Origin of the sequence: Streptomyces sp. NPDC058773 (assembly GCF_042746015.1) — a bacterium.
In the GTDB taxonomy this organism is placed as follows: domain Bacteria; phylum Actinomycetota; class Actinomycetes; order Streptomycetales; family Streptomycetaceae; genus Streptomyces.
The window spans coordinates 1-16,143 of sequence record NZ_JBHYPE010000065.1 but is presented as its reverse complement, the minus strand read 5'-3'; the positions used below and the strand labels follow the sequence as shown (position 1 = coordinate 16,143).

The 16,143-nt window shown below is 72.7% G+C and carries 15 protein-coding genes; 8 read left to right on the top strand and 7 right to left on the bottom strand.

The annotated features are described in order from the left end of the window. Nucleotides 1-2 precede the first annotated feature (2 nt). Nucleotides 3-683 carry a heme oxygenase (biliverdin-producing) gene (locus ACFW5B_RS32925; RefSeq protein ID WP_386447935.1) on the bottom strand — a complete coding sequence of 227 codons (681 nt, stop codon included), beginning with the start codon at nucleotides 681-683 and terminating at the stop codon, nucleotides 3-5. A 216-nt stretch (nucleotides 684-899) separates the two neighbouring features. Beyond that, nucleotides 900-1,757 carry a type I methionyl aminopeptidase gene (gene map / locus ACFW5B_RS32920; RefSeq protein WP_386447932.1) on the bottom strand — a complete coding sequence of 286 codons (858 nt, stop codon included), beginning with the start codon at nucleotides 1,755-1,757 and terminating at the stop codon, nucleotides 900-902. Between the two features lie 65 nt (nucleotides 1,758-1,822). Here map and ACFW5B_RS32915 point away from each other — a divergent pair, with 65 nt between their 5' ends. Next, nucleotides 1,823-2,065: a hypothetical protein gene (locus ACFW5B_RS32915; protein ID WP_386447930.1), complete on the top strand. Its 243-nt coding sequence runs from the start codon at nucleotides 1,823-1,825 to the stop codon at nucleotides 2,063-2,065. A gap of 125 nt (nucleotides 2,066-2,190) precedes the next feature. Here ACFW5B_RS32915 and ACFW5B_RS32910 read toward each other — a convergent pair whose 3' ends face one another. Together ACFW5B_RS32910 and ACFW5B_RS32905 are read right to left on the bottom strand one after the other, a co-directional pair. Then, on the bottom strand, nucleotides 2,191-2,814 hold the full coding sequence (locus ACFW5B_RS32910; protein WP_386447927.1) for a hypothetical protein: 624 nt from the start codon (nucleotides 2,812-2,814) through the stop codon (nucleotides 2,191-2,193). 120 nt (nucleotides 2,815-2,934) lie between these two features. Beyond that, the gene (locus ACFW5B_RS32905; RefSeq protein ID WP_386447925.1) at nucleotides 2,935-3,894 is read right to left on the bottom strand and encodes a dihydrodipicolinate synthase family protein; all 960 of its coding nucleotides are present in this window, start codon (nucleotides 3,892-3,894) and stop codon (nucleotides 2,935-2,937) included. A gap of 151 nt (nucleotides 3,895-4,045) precedes the next feature. On the opposite strand from ACFW5B_RS32905, the gene ACFW5B_RS32900 reads away from it, so the two are divergent. The 6 genes from ACFW5B_RS32900 (at nucleotide 4,046) to ACFW5B_RS32875 (ending at nucleotide 9,509) form a co-directional block, all read left to right on the top strand. Then, nucleotides 4,046-4,732, top strand: coding sequence for a FadR/GntR family transcriptional regulator (locus ACFW5B_RS32900; protein ID WP_386447922.1), 687 nt, complete (start codon nucleotides 4,046-4,048; stop codon nucleotides 4,730-4,732). Between the two features lie 476 nt (nucleotides 4,733-5,208). Beyond that, nucleotides 5,209-6,534: an ABC transporter substrate-binding protein gene (locus tag ACFW5B_RS32895; protein ID WP_386447919.1), complete on the top strand. Its 1,326-nt coding sequence runs from the start codon at nucleotides 5,209-5,211 to the stop codon at nucleotides 6,532-6,534. Beyond that, nucleotides 6,531-7,532 (top strand): carbohydrate ABC transporter permease, encoded by a 1,002-nt coding sequence (locus ACFW5B_RS32890; RefSeq protein WP_386447917.1) that lies wholly within the window; start codon nucleotides 6,531-6,533, stop codon nucleotides 7,530-7,532. The genes ACFW5B_RS32895 and ACFW5B_RS32890 overlap by 4 nt, the downstream gene beginning before the upstream one ends. Beyond that, nucleotides 7,529-8,389, top strand: coding sequence for a carbohydrate ABC transporter permease (locus tag ACFW5B_RS32885; protein ID WP_386447915.1), 861 nt, complete (start codon nucleotides 7,529-7,531; stop codon nucleotides 8,387-8,389). The genes ACFW5B_RS32890 and ACFW5B_RS32885 overlap by 4 nt, the downstream gene beginning before the upstream one ends. A gap of 104 nt (nucleotides 8,390-8,493) precedes the next feature. Continuing rightward, nucleotides 8,494-9,225: an NADPH-dependent F420 reductase gene (gene npdG, locus ACFW5B_RS32880; protein ID WP_386447912.1), complete on the top strand. Its 732-nt coding sequence runs from the start codon at nucleotides 8,494-8,496 to the stop codon at nucleotides 9,223-9,225. Between the two features lie 74 nt (nucleotides 9,226-9,299). Further along, nucleotides 9,300-9,509, top strand: a complete 210-nt coding sequence (locus ACFW5B_RS32875; RefSeq protein ID WP_386447910.1) for a hypothetical protein — start codon at nucleotides 9,300-9,302, stop codon at nucleotides 9,507-9,509. Between the two features lie 76 nt (nucleotides 9,510-9,585). Here the strand turns inward: ACFW5B_RS32875 and ACFW5B_RS32870 are convergent, their stop codons facing one another. Beyond that, nucleotides 9,586-10,392: a site-2 protease family protein gene (locus tag ACFW5B_RS32870; RefSeq protein ID WP_386447908.1), complete on the bottom strand. Its 807-nt coding sequence runs from the start codon at nucleotides 10,390-10,392 to the stop codon at nucleotides 9,586-9,588. Between the two features lie 171 nt (nucleotides 10,393-10,563). On the opposite strand from ACFW5B_RS32870, the gene ACFW5B_RS32865 reads away from it, so the two are divergent. Then, the gene (locus ACFW5B_RS32865) at nucleotides 10,564-14,013 is read left to right on the top strand and encodes a BTAD domain-containing putative transcriptional regulator (protein ID WP_386447905.1); all 3,450 of its coding nucleotides are present in this window, start codon (nucleotides 10,564-10,566) and stop codon (nucleotides 14,011-14,013) included. A 51-nt stretch (nucleotides 14,014-14,064) separates the two neighbouring features. Here ACFW5B_RS32865 and ACFW5B_RS32860 read toward each other — a convergent pair whose 3' ends face one another. Together ACFW5B_RS32860 and ACFW5B_RS32855 are read right to left on the bottom strand one after the other, a co-directional pair. Then, a complete protein-coding gene (locus ACFW5B_RS32860) occupies nucleotides 14,065-14,895 on the bottom strand; it encodes an ABC transporter permease (protein ID WP_386447902.1) in 831 nt (276 codons plus the stop codon). Further along, entirely contained in the window at nucleotides 14,892-15,920 is a 1,029-nt protein-coding gene (locus ACFW5B_RS32855; RefSeq protein ID WP_386447899.1) for an ATP-binding cassette domain-containing protein, read from the bottom strand. The genes ACFW5B_RS32860 and ACFW5B_RS32855 overlap by 4 nt, the downstream gene beginning before the upstream one ends. Between the last annotated feature and the right edge of the window lie 223 nt (nucleotides 15,921-16,143).

Genomic DNA, 16,143 nt, shown 5'->3' with positions numbered 1-16,143 from the left:
GGCTACGCGCTCAGCGGGAACTGCTCGCCCAGCTCCCGGAAGACCGCACTGTTCAGCCGGAAGGCGCGCCGGCACTCCTCCACCACCCGCTGTTTCTCCAGGTCGTCCACGGGCAGCGCATCCAGCAGCTCCCGGTACTCCCGCTTGAAGGCGGCGGGGTTGAGGATGTGCTCGAAGACGTAGAAGCGCACCCCGTCGCCCTTGCGGGCGAAGCCCCAGGTCTTCTCCGCGGTGCCGCGGATGATCTGGCCGCCGGAGAGGTCGCCGAGGTAGCGGGTGTAGTGGTGGGCGACGAAGCCGGCCGGCCAGTCACGGGCGCAGGCCGCCACCCGGTCCGCGTAGGCGGCGGTGGCCGGCAGGGGGGCCAGGCCACTGCGCCAGGACGGCCCGCCGAGATGGGCGAGGTCGCGCTCCAGCTCGGGGGTGCGGGCCAGCTCCGGGCGCAGGAAGGGGCCCGCGACCGGATCGTCGGCGAGCGGCCCGGAGGCGCCCTCCAGCGCGCGGTAGACGAACCACAGCTGCTCGGTGTAGCGCCGGTAGGCCCGGACGCCGAGCCGCCCGCCGAGCAGATCGCTCATGAACGAGGAGTTCTCGGCCTCCGTGTGCTGCTCATGGGAGGCGGTACGGATCACCGTCGAGAACGGCGCGGGCGGGGCGGGCGGGGTCGGGCTGGACGCTTCCAAGACGGACCTCCCGGGGGCCGAGGGTGGGGTCCCCCTGCTCGGATTCGAGAGCTTGGGGGAGGACGGGAACGGGCCGGCTCCGCCGAGCCGCCGGAGCTCAGGGTTGCCCGTTCCCGACGCCCTGTCGGTAACGAGCCTACCCCTGTTCCCGACGCACTGTCGGTAAAAAGTGTCCCCGCTCCCGTCGGGCCCGCGCTCCATCGCGCCCGCGCTCCGTCAGGGCAGCGTGAGGATCTCCGCCCCGGAGTCCGTGACCACCAGCGTGTGCTCGAACTGCGCGGTCCGCTTGCGGTCCTTGGTGACCACCGTCCAGCCGTCCTCCCACATGTCGTAGTCGTAGGACCCCAGCGTCAGCATCGGCTCGATCGTGAAGGTCATACCGGGCTTGATGTCGGTGGTGTGGTGCGGGCTGTCGTAGTGCGGAACGATCAGGCCGGAGTGGAAGGAGGAGTTGATCCCGTGACCGGTGAAGTCACGGACCACCCCGTAGCCGAAGCGCTTGGCGTACGACTCGATGACCCGGCCGATGATGTTGATCTGCCGGCCCGGCTTGACGGCCTTGATCGCGCGGTTGAGCGCCTCCCGGGTCCGCTCGACCAGCAGCGTGGACTCCTCGTCCACGTCGCCGCACAGGTAGGTGGCGTTGTTGTCGCCGTGCACCCCGTTGATGTACGCGGTGACGTCCAGGTTCACGATGTCGCCGTCCTGGAGGACGGTCGAGTCCGGGATGCCGTGGCAGATGACCTCGTTGAGCGAGGAGCACAGCGACTTGGGGAAGCCGCGGTAGCCGAGCGTGGACGGATAGGCGCCGTGATCGCACATGAACTCATGGGCGACCCGGTCCAGTTCATCGGTGGTCACGCCCGGCTCGATCAGCTTGGCGGCCTCCGCCATCGCCTGCGCGGCGATCCGGCCGGCGATCCGCATCTTCTCGATCGTTTCGGCGTCCTGCACCTCGGGCCCCGTGTAAGGGGTGGGCGCGTCCTTCCCGACGTACTCGGGGCGCCGGATCGAGGCGGGGACGGGGCGGGTGGGGGAGATCTTCCCCGGGACAAGAAGCGACTGGCCAGACATGTCAGCGAGTGTATCCGCGGGCCGTCGGGCAGGATGGTGGCACCGAACATCCACAGGAGGCGGCAATGGCGCTGTTCAAGAGGCGTACGGTCGGCAAGCCGGGCGAGTGGTACTACTGCCTCAAGCACCAGACGGTCGAAGAGGGGCCCGAGTGCCGCGCCGCCGACCGCTTCGGCCCGTACACCACCCGCGAGGAGGCGGCGCACGCCATGGAGACCGCCCGGGAGCGGAACCTGGAGTGGGAGACCGACCCGAAGTGGCATGACATGGACGCGGGCAAGGGCAAGAGCGGCGGCGAGGTCGAGTAGCGGGGGACCGGCGGGGGCTGCTGCGGCCGTGAGCCGTGAGCCGCGGGTCCTGAGCCGAGGATCTTGAGCCGGGTGGTGTGAGCCGGCGCCCGGCCCCCGTCGCGGGGGCGGGTGTCCCGGCCCGGCTACCAGCGAGGTGGCGGCGGGGCGGTCAGTTCGTCCGCCAGGCGGGCCAGCCGGTCGCGGAAGCGGCGGGGGCGGCGGGGCGCGGGCAGGCTGTTCTCCCCGGCTGCCGCGCTCACCAGATGCTGGACGGTGTCCAGGTCGAGGTCCGGCGACGCCCCGGCCGCCTCGGCGGGCGGGGGCGCGGCGAGCGCGTCATGGGCCAGCGCATGCAGATCGCGGTCGCCGCTGTCCAGGGCGAGCACCGTCGCACCGTTCCGGCGGGCGTCATGCACCCGCTCCAGCAGTTCGGCACCCGGCCGCTCCGGCGTCACGACCAGCAGCGTCTCGCCGCGCCCGGACACCGCCAAGCGGCCGAGCCCCGCCGCCAGATGGGCCGGCGCCCCACCGGGAACGCGGTGGCGCACCAGGGTCGGCGACAGCTCGGGCAGGCCGGACCAGGCGGCCTCGTCGTCCAGATGCGCGGCCAGATGCCAGGGCTCGTACGCGGCGCAGCCCACCAGCAGCAGCCCGCCCCCGTGCGGCGCGACGGCACCGCGCAGCGTCCCCGCGAAGCGGCGGGTGGCCTGCACCCACTCGGTCCCGGCGAGCACTTCACGCAGCAGGGCGACCCGTACGGCATCCATGGCCCGGCATCCTGCCGCAGCGTGGGGCCGACCGTGCGGGGTTTCTGCGGGGGTCACTCGTACGGGAGGCGGGAGGCGGGAGGCGGGAGGCGGCGGGGACGGCCCTCGGCCGCCCCGCCGCTACCGGACAGGCTGCAGCCCGGCCGCCGTGAGCCGACGTCCCACCTCCGCCACGGACTCCTCGCTCAGTGGGCGCTGGGGGAAGGCGGTGGCGCCGCGGTCGATCACGCCGAGGAGGTGGAGGGCCGCCTTGAACGCGCCCAGGGCGGAGGAGCTGCGGCCCATCTCGTCCTCCGGGCCGGCGTCGACCAGGGAGAACAGGTCCACCAGGCGTTCCTGTTCGGCGGCGGCCCGCTCCCAGTCGCCGCACCGGGCGGCGTCGTAGAGGCGTACATAGGCCGCCGGGTCGATATTGCCGAGGCCGGGGACGACGCCGTCGGCGCCCGCCAGCAGGGCGGCGTCCACCGTCAGTTCGGAGCCCGTGAGGACCGAGAAGCCGGGGGCGGGGCCGGTGCGGCGGCCGGTGCGGCCGCCGAGTGCGGTGAGCAGCCGGCGCAGTGCGCCCTCGTCGCCGCTGCTGTCCTTGAGCCCGGCGAGGGTGCCGTCCGCGGCCAGCTCCCGCACCAGCGACGGGGACAGCTTGCTGTGTACGGCGACGGGGATGTCGTAGGCGAAGAGGGGGAGGTCCACGGCCGTGCGGAGGTGGCGGAAGTGGGCGGCGATCTCCCGAGGGTGGGTGCGGGTGTAGAAGGGCGCGGTGGCGACCAGGGCATCGGCGCCGAGAGCGGCGGCGGTCCGGGCGTGGTCGAGCACCCGCGGGGTGGTGGTGTCGATGACCCCGGCGAGCACCGGGACCCGGCCGTCCGCGGCCTTGAGGACCGCTTCCAGGGCGGTGCCGCGCTGGGCGTCGGTGAGGTACGCGGCCTCGCTGGTGGAGCCGAGGGCGAACAGGCCGTGCACACCGCCGTCGACGAGGTGGTCGACCAGGCGGGTCAGGGAGGCGGTGTCGATCTCGCCGCGCGGGCCGAGCGGGGTGCAGACCGGCGGGATGACGCCGTGCAGGGGGGCGGGCAGTGCCATGAGGGCTCCGAGCTCCGATCGGACAGGACATGGGATGTCCTATGTCGAGCACAATAGACCTGTTCACAGGCGGTCGGTCAAGGATCCGCGGGCTCGGCGGGGCAGGTGGCGGCGGGCCGGCGGCGCGGCAGCGGCGGGAGAGGGAGATTCCATGGCCCGAGGGACGATGTCCGAGGATGTGCAGGCCCAGATCAAGCAGTTGATCCTGGACGGCCGACTGACACCGGGTGATCCGCTGCCCACCGAGGCCGAGTTGGTCGCCCTGCTCGATGTCAGCCGCAACTCGGTGCGCGAGGCGCTCAAGGCGCTGCAGGCCATGCGGATCGTGGAGATCCGGCACGGCTTCGGCACCTACGTCGGCCCGCTCACCCTCGAACCGTTCGTCGAGGGCGTCGCCTTCCGGGCCGCGGTCCGCCACCAGCAGGGCGAATCGAGCCTGTACGAGCTGATGGAGGTCCGTGAGGCGCTGGAGGCGGGCCTGATCGGCGCCGTTGCCCGCAGCCTGCCCGCCGAGGACCTCGCCGTCCTCAAGGCGCTGGTGCAGCGGATGGCGGAGGAGGCGCGCGGCGGACAGGTGCAGAGCGCCACCGACCGGGCCTTCCACCAGGCGCTCTACCGCTCGCTGGGCAACCATCTGCTGAGTGAGGTGCTGGACGCGTTCTGGGCGGCGCTGCGCCGGGTGCGGGACGACCTCTCCGACGATGTGCCCGACCCGGTAGTGACTCATCGTCAGCACCAGGAAATCGTGGCGGCGTTGGAGGCGGGCGACGGTGACCGGGCCGTGGAGGCGATACACCGGCACTTCGACGGTATCCGGCGCCGGCTGGCCGAGCAGTGAGGTGACGGGGGCGGGGGTGCGCCGTAGGGCGGGTCCGTACGGCACCGGTGCGGCGGGGAGCGCGCTCGTTCACCGGGATGTCACCCGGTGTCGGGCCGGTGGTCGCCCGCCCGAAAAGGCGTCATGTGGGCCGTCTTGACGGCCAGTTGGGCGCTCCCTATGGTCGCGGCAGGACAAGGGACATCCTACGTCCTTGCCCGTTGGGGGTGACCCATGGCGTACGCGAGTGCAGTGCCGTACCGGGCCGGGACCGCGGGCCGCGCCTCCCCGGCCGTCCGCTCCGCCACCACCGAACGCCTCCCCGCACGGCCCACGGACCCCGGCCGCCCCCGGAGCGCACCGCACCGCCGCGACCCCGCCCGTCCCGCCCGCGACCGCGCCGGACCGCTCCGCGGCGCGGGCGACGTCACCGGGTGCCCGACGCTCATCGTCCGTCCGGCGCCCCCCGTCCGCCGCGTCCCCGTGGAGGAGCCGACATGACCAGCAACGCCATGCACCGCAGATCGGTCCTGGGCGGGGCGGCCGCCCTCGCCGCCGGCTTCGCGCTCGCCGGCTGCGGAGACGGTGACGACGGCCGGGCGCCCGAGGAACGCAAGAAGGGGCAGAGGATCACCCTGACCTTCTGGTCCTGGGTGCCGGGCATCGACAAGCCCGTCGACCTGTGGAACCGCAGGAACCCGGACGTCCAGGTCAAGGTCGAGAAGGTCTCGGCGGTCAACGGCCAGCAGTACGCGAAGATGCACGCCGCCATCAAGGCCGGCAACCCGCCCGACCTCGGGCAGATCGAGTTCCCGGTCGTGCCCAGCTTCCTGCTCGACAACGGGCTGCTGGACCTCGCCCCGCTCGGCGCCGCCCGTCACAAGGGCAAGTTCGTCGGCTGGCAGTGGCAGCAGTCCGTCTTCGGCAAGAGCGTCTACGCCATTCCGCAGGCCTCCGGACCGATGGGCCTGTTCCTCCGCCGGGACCTCTTCGAGAGGTGGGATGTCCCGGCCCCGCGTACCTGGGACGAGTACGAGACCGCCGCCAAGACGGTCCGCAGGAAGGGCGCGTGGATCGAGACCTTCGCGCCCACCAACGGCAACCGGTTCGCCGGTCTCGCCTGGCAGGCCGGTGCCACCTGGTACACCACGCACGGCGACACCTGGATCGTGCGCCTCGACGACGAACCCACCCGCCGGGTCGCCGACTACTGGGAGTCCCTGGTCCGGCGGAAGCTCGTCAAGACCATCCCGGACCGGCAGAACGCCTGGTACAAGGACCTGCAGACCGGCGCCATCGCCTCCTGGGTGGGCGCCAGCTGGGGCGACGCCCTCCTGGCCGGCAACGCACCGGGCACCAAGGGCAAGTGGCGGGCCGCACCGCTGCCGCAGTGGAAGGCGGGCGAGGCGGCCTTCGCCAACTGGGGCGGCTCGACCACCGCCGTCTTCGCCAAGGCCCGCTACCCCAAGGACGCCCTGGACTTCGCCGTCTGGCTCAACACCGCCCCGGAGTCGATCGCACTGCTCATCGACGGCGGCTACGGCTTCCCCAGCGCCAAGGAGGGCTACGCCACCACCGCCCTCGACGTCGACAAGGGCTTCTTCGGCGGCCAGGCGTACAGCAAGGTCTTCGCGGACGCCGGTGCGCATGTCGACACCAGCTGGCGGTGGGGGCCCGGCGTGGACACCCTCTACCAGCGGCTCGGCGACGCCTTCACCGACGCGCTCGCCGACGGCAGCTCCTTCCGCGCGGTGCTGACCAAGGTGCAGCGCCAGACGCTCGGCGATCTGAAGGGCAAAGGGCTGAAGGTGGAGAGCGGATGAACCGGGAGGTGCTGAGCCGGGACCCCCTGAGCCGGCCGGGGCCGGTCACCCCGCGCCCGGCCCGCCGGGGCACCCGCGGGCCCCGGCGCCGCGTCTCCCGCACCGAGGCCCGCAACGCCCGCGCCGCGGCCGTCTTCGTCCTGCCGTTCTTCGCCCTCTTCGGCCTCTGCTTCCTCGCCCCGATCGGCTACGCCCTCCACCAGAGCCTGTTCACCACCGAACGGACCGGCCCGCTCGGCCTCGGCGGCCGGGAACAAGAGGTCTTCGCCGGCCTCGCCAACTACGCCCGAGTGCTCGCCGACGACCGTTTCCTGACCGGCTTCGGCCGGGTGCTGCTCTTCGGCGCCGTCCAGATCCCGCTGATGATCGCGCTCGCCACCGCCCTGGCGCTGCTCCTGGAGAGCGCGAGCGCCCGCGGCGTCCCCTTCTTCCGCAGCGCCTTCTTCCTGCCGTACGGCGTGCCCGGCGTGATCGCCTCGATCCTGTGGGGCTTCCTGTACGTACCGGGCATCAGCCCGCTGGTGAAGATCGCCGGTTCGCTGGGCTGGGACCTCGACCTCCTCTCCCGCGGCACCGTCCTGTGGTCCCTCGCCAACATCGTGACCTGGCAGTTCACCGGCTACAACATGCTGGTGCTGATCGCCCAGCTCAAGTCCGTACCGGGGGAGTTGTACGAGGCGGCCCGGATCGACGGGGCGAACGCCTGGCAGGTCGCCCGGCACCTCAAGCTCCCGCTGATCCGGCCGGCACTGGTGCTCACCGCCGTCTTCAGCATCATCGGCACCCTCCAGCTGTTCGCCGAACCCATGGTTCTGCGCCCGCTGGCCTCCTCCATCGACTCCGGTTTCACTCCCAACCTGCACGCCTACAGCGAGGCGTTCGTCGGCAACAACCCGCATACGGCGGCGGCCGAGGCGGTGCTGCTCGCGCTGGTGGCGTGCGTGCTGTCCTTCGGCTTCCTGCGGCTGGTCGGCGGCCGAGCCGAGGAGGGCGGATGAGAGGGCGGACGAACCGGCCCCCGGTCCGCTACCGGATCATCACCGCGGCGCTGCTGACCGTCGCCGCGCTCTACTTCCTGGTGCCCGTCTACTGGCTGGCCGTCTCCGCCACCAAGAACAGCGCCGACCTCTTCGGCACCTTCGGCTTCTGGTTCTCCGACCACCCGCACCCCGTCGAGTACCTCGTCGACGTCCTCACCTATGACCACGGCATCTACGCCCGCTGGTTCGCCAACTCCCTTTTCTACGCCGGGGCCGGGGCGGTCTGCGCCACCCTGCTGTCCGCCGCGGCCGGCTACGCGCTGGCGAAATTCCCGTTCCGCGGCCGGGAGGCGCTCTTCAACGTGGTGCTCGCCGGGGTGCTGATCCCCGGCACGGCGCTGGCCCTGCCGCTCTACTTCCTCTTCAGCGCGATGGGCCTGGCCAACACCTGCTGGGCGGTGCTGATCCCCAGCGTGGTCAGCCCGTTCGGCGTCTATCTGTGCCGGATCTACGCGGCCGCCGCGGTCCCCGACTCGCTGCTGGAGGCGGCCCGGATCGACGGCGCGGGCGAGGCCCGGATCTTCGCCGGCCTCGGGCTGCGGCTGATGACCCCGGCGCTGGTCACCGTCTTCCTCTTCCAGTTCGTGCACATCTGGAACAACTACTTCCTGCCGCTGGTGATGCTCTCGGACTCCGGCCTCTATCCGATCCAGCTGGGCCTGACCTCCTGGACCGGCTACGCCGACCGCCAACCGGTGCTCTACCAGTACACGGTGGGCGGCGCGTTCCTGTCCGTGGTGCCGCTGATGGTGCTGATGACGGTGCTCCAGCGGTACTGGCGCACGGGGCTGACGGAGGGCAGTGTGAAGGCGTGAGAGGGGCCGGGCTGCGGTGGTTGGTGTGACGGCGTGACGATGTGGCCCGGATCGCTGTCGAGGGCATGACCGGTTCGGCGGGTGGGCGTGACACCATCACTGTCATGACTACTCCTGACGCTTCCCGGTCCCCGAACGCCGCGACCCGCGCGAAGGCCGCTCTCCAGCGCGACCCCTGGGACCTCCCGGACGTCTCCGGCCTGGTGGTCGGCGTCCTCGGCGGCACCGGCGACCAGGGCCGCGGTCTGGCCTACCGCCTGGCCAGGGCCGGCCAGAAGGTGATCATCGGCTCCCGGGCCGCCGAGCGCGCGGAGACCGCCGCCGCGGAACTCGGCCTGGGCATCGAGGGCGCGGAGAACGCCGAGTGCGCCCGGCGCAGCGATGTCGTGATCATCGCGGTGCCCTGGGAGGGCCATGCCAAGACCCTGCGGGCGCTCGTCGACGAGCTGGACGGCAAGCTCGTGATCGACTGCGTCAACCCGCTCGGCTTCGACAAGAAGGGCGCCTATGCCCTCAAGCCGGAGGAGGGCAGCGCCGCCGAGCAGGCCGCCGCCCTGCTGCCCGGGGCCCGGGTCACCGCCGCCTTCCACCATCTGTCCGCGGTGCTGCTGCAGGACCCGGAGGTCGAGCGGATCGACACCGATGTGATGGTGCTCGGCGAGTCCCGCGCCGACACCGACGCCGTGCAGGCGCTGGCCGCCCGTATCCCCGGGATGCGCGGCGTCTTCGCCGGCCGGCTGCGCAACGCCCACCAGGTCGAGTCGCTGGTCGCCAACCTGATCTCGGTCAACCGGCGCTACAAGGCGCACGCGGGCCTGCGAATCACGGACGTCTGAGGCCCGGGGCCGGGGCGGGCGCGGGCATGGGGGACACTGGGGAGGTCCGACCACTCCCGACAGGAGCCGCCCCCATGTCCCTCTTGCCCCCGTCCGGCCCGGCCCGGCGCCTCGCCCTGATGGCCGTCGCGGTGTGCGTCCTGTCCGTCGCCGCGGCCGTCGTCGCCTTCGTGGAGGGCAGCTTCGTCGGCGTCGTCTGGATTCTGCTGGCGGGCATCTCCAGCAACATGGCGTGGTTCTACGTACGCAAGGCGAAGGCCGAGCAGGCCGGGGCGGCCGGCTGACGCCGGTCTCACCCCCGCGTCTCAGCCCCGGCCTCAACCCCTCGCTCCCCGGGCCCGCTCCCGGGCCGCCCGCGCCTCAGAACAGACCGCCGCTCTGCGGCAGCTGCGGCTCGCCCTGCCAGAAGCGGAAGTACTCCTGCCCGAGGTAGGTCTCCAGCCCCGGCACGCCCAGCCCGCGCAGGACCGCGTCGACCAGGTCGAAGAACACCCGGTTGACCTCCGGTACCCACAGGAAGACGAAGACCGCCAGCAGTCCGAACGGCGCGAACGGCTCCACCTGCCGCCGCAGCTTCCGGGACAGCCACGGCTCGATCACGCCGTAGCCGTCCAGCCCCGGCACCGGCAGGAAGTTCAGGATCGCCGCGGTCACCTGGAGCAGCGCCAGGAAGGCCAGCGCGTAACGGAACACCTCCGGGACGCCGGACAGCGCGTGCAGCCAGAACGGCGCCGTGCACACCGCCGCGAACAGGATGTTCGTCAGCGGACCGGCCGCCGAGATCAGGCTGTGCCGCCAGCGGCCCCTGATCCGGCCGCGCTCGATGAACACCGCACCGCCCGGCAGCCCGATCCCGCCCATGATCACGAAGATCACCGGCAGCACGATGCTGAGCAGCGCATGGGTGTACTTCAGCGGGTTCAGCGTCAGATAGCCCTTCGCCTCCACCGAGATGTCGCCGCTGTGCAGCGCGGTGCGGGCATGGGCGTACTCGTGCAGACACAGTGAGACCACCCAGCCGGACACCACGAAGCAGAACACCGCGACGCCGGTGTACTCCCCGAGCACCCCGCGCCACACGGCCCATCCCGACACCGCCATGACGGCGACGAGCGCGAGGAAGACCGGGCTGACGCGCCGGTCGGCGCGCCGGATTGCTGTGGTCATGGTGCGGGCTCCCGGGGTCTGGTGAAGGGCAGCCATGACCGTAACCGCGACAGGGCGCGCGGCGCACGGTCCCGGCGGAACCCGTTCCTCCGCGGGGCCCCTCCTCCGGAGCCCGTGCCCCGGAAACGAAACGCGATAGCTGCGGGTTCCCCCTTGCACGACAATGGGCCGGTGCATTACGGAATTCTCGGCACCACCCAGGCCGGCCGGGCCGACGGCACCCCCGTCGCCGTCGGTGGCGCACGTCTGCGCGCGCTGCTCACCGCCCTCGCGCTGCGCCCCGGCCGGGCGCTGACCCCGGAGTTGCTGATCGGTGACATCTGGGGCGCGGAGCCGCCCGCCGACGCGGCCGGCGCGCTGCAGGCCCTGGTCGGCCGGCTGCGCCGCGCCCTGGGGCACACCGCGATCGCCTCGGTGGACGGCGGCTACCGGCTGTGCGCCGAGCCCGACGCCATCGATCTGCACCGCTTCGAACGGCTCGCGGCGGAGGGCGCCCGTGCGCTGGCCGCCGCGGACCCGGCCCGTGCCGCCGCCCTGCTCGATGACGCCCTGGCGCTCTGGCGCGGCCCGGCCCTCGCCGACCTCCCGGACGCGGGCGCCTGGGCGGCCCGCGCCGAGCGCCGCCGGCTGGACGCCCAGTGCACCCGCCTCGCCGCCGATCTCGCCCTCGGCCGGGCCGCCCAGGCGCTGCCCACCCTCCTCGCGCTGAGCGCGGAGCACCCCCTCGACGAGCCCCTCCAGGCCCTCCGGCTGAAGGCGCTGCGTGCCGCCGGCCGCACGGCCGAGGCCCTGGCGGCCTACGAGGAGATACGCGTCGGCCTCGCCGAACGCCTCGGCGCCGACCCGGGCCCGGAACTGCGCACCCTGCACGCGGAGTTGCTTCGTCCGCCGGCACCCGTGCCCCCGCCGCGGCCGGCCCCGACACCCGGCCCGCCGACACCCACCCCGTACGGCTCCGACGCGCCGTACGCCCCCTCCGCCCCGCACCCCGCCGGCACGCCGTACGCCACCGCCACCCTCACGCCCGGCCCCGCCCGCTCCCGCCCCGGCAATCTCCGGGCCCGGCTCACCTCCTTCGTCGGGCGGGACGCCGATCTGGCGGCGATCCGGGCCGATCTGGCCGGGCACCGGCTGGTGACGCTGCTCGGTCCCGGTGGCGCGGGGAAGACCCGGCTGGCGCAGGAGGGCGCCGAGACCGCCGCGGCCGGACTGCCGGACGCCTGGCCGCACGGCGTCTGGCTGGCCGAACTGGCGCCGGTGGACGATCCGCAGACCGTGCCCGAGGCGGTGCTCACCGCGCTCGGCGCCCGCGAGACCGTCGTCCGCGGCACCACCGCGGAGGGGCTGCGAGCCGCCGCCGACCCGACCGCCCTGGACCCGCTCGCCCGGCTCGCCGAACACTGCGCGGGACGCCGGATGCTGCTCGTCCTCGACAACTGCGAGCATGTGATCGACGCCGCCGCCGAGCTCGCCGAACGGCTGCTGGCCGACTGCCCCGGGGTGACGGTGCTGGCCACCAGCCGGGAACCGCTGGCCGTACCGGGCGAGGTGCTGCGGCCGGTGGAGCCGCTGCCCGGCCCCGTCGCGCTGCGGCTGCTCGCCGACCGCGGCGCCGCCGCCCGCCCCGGCTTCCGGGTCGATGCCGACGAGGCGACCGCGGCGGCCTGCACCGAGATCTGCCGTCGGCTGGACGGGCTTCCGCTGGCCATCGAACTCGCCGCCGCCCGGCTGCGGTTGCTCGCGCCGCGGCAGCTGGCCGACCGGCTCGACGACCGGTTCCGGCTGCTGACCAGCGGCAGCCGGACCCTGCTGCCCCGGCAGCAGACGCTGCGCGCGGTCGTGGACTGGTCCTGGGAGCTGACCGACGAGCCCGAACGGGCCGTGCTGCGGCGGCTGTCCGTCTTCGCCGGCGGCTGCGATCTGGCCGCCGCGGAAGAGGTCTGCGCGGGCGCCGGGGTCGACGGCCGCGAGGTGGCCGGGCTGCTCGGCTCGCTGATCGACAAGTCGCTGGTGGTGGCGGCGCCGGCCGGCCAGGAGGACGGCACCGGCCGCGCGGCCGGCGGCGGGCAGATGCGCTACCGGCTGCTGGAGACCGTGGGGGAGTACGCCGGCGAGCGGCTGGACGAGGCGGGGGAGCGCGCCGGTGCCGAGCGCCGCCATCTCGTCGCCTACCGCGAACTGGCGCGTACCACCGACCCGTTGCTGCGCGGGCCCGGCCAGCGGGCCGGCATGGAGCGGCTGGAGCTGGAGCACGACAATCTGCGCACCGCACTGCGCCGGGCCCTGGCCGCCGGGGACGAGCACGAGGCGCTGTGTCTGGTGCTGTCCCTCCAGTGGTTCTGGTCGCTGCGCGACCACCGCAGCGATGCCCGGCACTGGGCGACCGCGGCCGCCGCGCTCGGCCCCAACCCCTTCGCCACGCCCGTCGAACCCGCCCCCGAGCTGTATGAACGCCCCATCGACAAGCCGCCCCCGATGTCTCCCGAACAGCTGCTGGAGGCCCGTCGCGAGGTGCGGCTGGTCGCGCTCGCCAGCCAGGACAGCGATATCGAGGCGCTGCGCGACCCGCAGATGCAGGAGGAACTGGCCGGGATGCTCACCGCCTACCGCTCCGGTCTGCCGCAGACCTGCAAGGTGCCCGGGGTGATGTGGTACTACGCGGTGCTGATCACCGGGCAGTTCGACGAGCTGGCGGAGCTGGTCGACGGCGGGGTGCGGGCCTGCCGCGACTTCGGCTACGAGTGGGAGCTGGCCTACGTCCTCCAGCTGCGCTCCAAGATCTTCAACGACCGCCCCGGCGGGCTGGCCCAGTCGGCCCGCGACGCCGACGAGGCGCTGCGGCTCTTCCGCCGGCTCGGCGATGCCTGGGGCGCGGCGGAGGCGCTGGCGGGGCGCGGCGAGAACCATGAGAAGCGCGGTGCGTACGGGGCGGCGGCGGGCGACTACCGGGCGGCGATGGTGCACGCCGAGGACCTGGGAGCGCACGGCCAGATCCTGCTGCTGCGCTGCCGGCTGGGCGCGGTGCTGATCGAGGACGGCCAGGAGGAGGCCGGTGAGCGGCTGCTGCGCGAGGTGCTGGTCGATGCCGCGAAGGGCAACTGCGGGCGGGACACCGAGCCGTTCGCGCGGCTGACCCTCGCGATGTGGCTGTCGGTGACGGGGCGTCTCCGGGAGGCACGGGCGGAACTCCAGCGGGTCCGGGAGATGTTCACCCCGCTCGCCCCGGACCTGTTCGCCGGGATGCTGGAGGCCATGCTGATCTCGCTGGACCTGGAAGAGGGGCGCCAGGAGGGACTGCTGACGCGCTTCCGGCAGTCCATGGAGCTGATGCGGGTCTCCCTGGCGCAGATGGTCGCGCCGGACCTCCCGGTGGTGCAACTGCTCACCGGCGCAAGGGTGTTGATGGCGGTACACGGCGAACAGGCGGGCCGCGATGCGGCGCGTCTGGTGGGTGCGTACGACGCCCTGTGGACGTCCGGGCAGGCGGCGCCGCGGATCATCCGCCGCGACCGGGCCCGTACCGAGGCGGCGGCGCGGGCGCTGCTGGGCGACGCGGCCTATGCCCGTGCGCACGCCGAAGGCGGCGGTCTCTCGCTGGAGGAGGCCGCCGCCCTCATCTGACGCGAGCCGGGCGAAGGCCGTCCCGCGGGGAGGCCCCCCGCGGGACGCGCGTCAGGTCTTCGTACGGAACTTCCGCACCGCGAGCGGCATGGTCACGGCCGTGATGGCGACCGCCCAGCCGAGGGTGACCAGCGTCGGGTGGGCGACCGCGCCCTCGCCGTTGATCAGCGCGCGGGCCGCGTCCGCCAGGTTGGAGAGCGGGTTGACCTCCGTGAAGCCCCGCAGCCAGTCGGGCATCTTCGTCGTCGGTGTGAAGATCGACGAGCCGAACTGGAGCGGCATCAGCACCAGCATCGCCACCCCCTGCACCGCCTGTGGGGTCTTCATGGAGAGCCCCAGCAGGATGAAGATCCACATCAGGGCGGCGCCGAAGACCGTGGACAGCACGATCGAGGCGAGGAAGGCGAGGACGCTGCCCTTGATCTCCAGACCCAGCAGGAAGCCCATGCCGAGCAGGATCGCGGTGGCGATCAGCATCCGGCCGATCTCGACGACGATCTTGGCGATCAGGACCGAGGACCGGGCGATGGGCATGGTCCGGAAGCGGTCCATGACGCCCTTGCGGAAGTCCTCGTTGACCCCCGTGCCCACCGCCATGGCGATGTTCATGCCCATCATCGCCATCATGCCGGGCACCAGATGCTGGATGTACTTGTCCTGATTGCCCTTGCCGGCGATGGCGCCGCCGAAGACATAGGTGAACAGCAGGATGAAAATGACCGGCATCAGCAGGGCATCGAACATCGACTCCGGATCCTGCTTGATCTGCAGGGCGTTGCGGCGCACCAGCGCCCCGATGTGCCGCAGATTGGCGCGGAGCCCGATCCGTCCCTCATCGGCGCCGGGCTCGGTGACCGGCACCGTCATCGTCACCGCACTCATGCCGATACCTCCGCGTACTGCTGCTTCATGTCGTCCTCGGATGTGCCGGCCCCGGAGGTCTTCTGGCCGGTGATGGCCAGGAACACCTCGTCCAGGCTGGGCAGATGGGTGCTGATCCCGGCGAGGGTGAGGCCCTGGCGGCTGAGCAGCCCGACCACCTCGGTCAGCTGCTCGTCGCTGATGACGGGCACGTTGACCACACCCCCGTGGTGGTCAGCGGTGGCGCCCGCGATGCCGTCCAGTCCGGCCTGCTCGATGGCGGTGACCATCCGGTCCAGCTCGCTTCCGTCCGACGGCTGGATCTGCAGCGTCCGCCCGCCGACCTTGGCCTTCAGCTCGTCGACCCGCCCCTCGGCGATCACCCGGCCGCGGTCGACCACCGTCAGCTCGTCCGCCAACTGCTCGGCCTCTTCCATGTACTGCGTGGTCAGCAGCACCGTCGCACCGTCGCGCACCATCCGCCGGACCTCCTCCCACACCTCGTTACGGGTACGGGGATCGAGACCGGTGGTCGGCTCGTCCAGGAAGAGCACCGCCGGCCGGCCGATCATCGAGGCGGCCAGGTCGAGCCGCCGGCGCATCCCGCCCGAGTACTTGGCCGCGGGCCGCTTGGCGGCCTCGGTCAGCGAGAACCGCTCCAGCATCTCGTCCGCGCGCCGCCGGGCGTCCTTGCGGGACAGATCGAGCAGCCGCCCGATCATGTAGAGGTTCTCCCAGCCGGAGAGCTTCTCGTCGACCGAGGCGTACTGCCCGGTCAGGCCGATCGTGCGGCGCAGCGCGCGCGGCTGGCGCACCACGTCGAAGCCGGCCACCACGGCCCGGCCGGCGTCCGGCACCAGCAGCGTGGACAGGCAGCGTACGAGCGTCGTCTTGCCGGCACCGTTGGGGCCCAGCACCCCGAGCACGGTGCCTTCCTTCACGTCCAGGTCCACTCCGTCGACGGCCTTGACCGCCCCGAAGTGCTTGACCAGACCGCGCACCTCTACGGCGTTGCCGCGGCCGGTGGATATCGTCTGTCGCGTCATGCCAGCACGTTGTCAGCTGCTGCCGACAACGCGCCTACAGTCTGCCGACAGGCTTGGCTTCCCGCGTTTTCGGCTTTCCCGCCGTGGTGGTTTTTCGCCGTTTGTGGCCCGCTTCGCGGTGCCCTCGTCGTTGCGCCTGCGGCGGGCGGGGTCCGCTGCGCGGGGCTGTTGGGTGCGGTGACGGGCCTGCGCGGGTGGGGGTGTCCGGACTGCTTCGCTTTAC

Bases quoted from the DNA above. Each gene is read 5' to 3' on its own strand.
- map (WP_386447932.1), bottom strand. From the start codon at position 1,757: ATGTCTGGCCAGTCGCTTCTTGTCCCGGGGAAGATCTCCCCCACCCGC.
- ACFW5B_RS32915 (WP_386447930.1), top strand. From the start codon at position 1,823: ATGGCGCTGTTCAAGAGGCGTACGGTCGGCAAGCCGGGCGAGTGGTAC.
- ACFW5B_RS32910 (WP_386447927.1), bottom strand. From the start codon at position 2,814: ATGGATGCCGTACGGGTCGCCCTGCTGCGTGAAGTGCTCGCCGGGACC.
- ACFW5B_RS32905 (WP_386447925.1), bottom strand. From the start codon at position 3,894: ATGGCACTGCCCGCCCCCCTGCACGGCGTCATCCCGCCGGTCTGCACC.
- ACFW5B_RS32900 (WP_386447922.1), top strand. From the start codon at position 4,046: ATGGCCCGAGGGACGATGTCCGAGGATGTGCAGGCCCAGATCAAGCAG.
- ACFW5B_RS32895 (WP_386447919.1), top strand. From the start codon at position 5,209: ATGACCAGCAACGCCATGCACCGCAGATCGGTCCTGGGCGGGGCGGCC.
- ACFW5B_RS32890 (WP_386447917.1), top strand. From the start codon at position 6,531: ATGAACCGGGAGGTGCTGAGCCGGGACCCCCTGAGCCGGCCGGGGCCG.
- ACFW5B_RS32885 (WP_386447915.1), top strand. From the start codon at position 7,529: ATGAGAGGGCGGACGAACCGGCCCCCGGTCCGCTACCGGATCATCACC.
- npdG (WP_386447912.1), top strand. From the start codon at position 8,494: ATGACTACTCCTGACGCTTCCCGGTCCCCGAACGCCGCGACCCGCGCG.
- ACFW5B_RS32875 (WP_386447910.1), top strand. From the start codon at position 9,300: ATGTCCCTCTTGCCCCCGTCCGGCCCGGCCCGGCGCCTCGCCCTGATG.
- ACFW5B_RS32870 (WP_386447908.1), bottom strand. From the start codon at position 10,392: ATGACCACAGCAATCCGGCGCGCCGACCGGCGCGTCAGCCCGGTCTTC.
- ACFW5B_RS32860 (WP_386447902.1), bottom strand. From the start codon at position 14,895: ATGAGTGCGGTGACGATGACGGTGCCGGTCACCGAGCCCGGCGCCGAT.
- ACFW5B_RS32855 (WP_386447899.1), bottom strand. From the start codon at position 15,920: ATGACGCGACAGACGATATCCACCGGCCGCGGCAACGCCGTAGAGGTG.